At 75.2% G+C, this 234-nt stretch carries 1 protein-coding gene; it reads right to left on the bottom strand.

Annotation, left to right across the window (positions count from 1 at the left end; genetic code table 11):
- On the bottom strand, nucleotides 1-234 hold a 234-nt coding region (locus KVT44_RS57215), incomplete at both ends, for an aminotransferase class I/II-fold pyridoxal phosphate-dependent enzyme (RefSeq protein ID WP_217577215.1).

The raw sequence follows: 234 nt of genomic DNA, 5'->3' as shown, positions 1-234 counted from the left end.
GGCGGTGATGGTGGCGACGCCGACCCAGCACCCCTGCGCGCCGGGGGGGCCCCGGCCGCCGGGGCCGACGAAACCGACGGGCTGCGAGTCGTCGACCATGACCATGGCGTCGTAGCGGGCGGCGAGGTCGCAGATCTCCTTGAGGGGCGCGACATAGCCGTCCAACGAGAAGACGCCGGCGGTGACGATCAGCCGGCGGCGCGCGTCGGACGCCCCCTTGGGCTGGGCCCCCAG

The organism is Streptomyces sp. GbtcB7, assembly GCF_019091445.1.
GTDB classification, from domain to species: Bacteria; Actinomycetota; Actinomycetes; order Streptomycetales; family Streptomycetaceae; genus Streptomyces; species Streptomyces mirabilis.
This window is presented reverse-complemented; position numbering and strand designations above follow the sequence as displayed.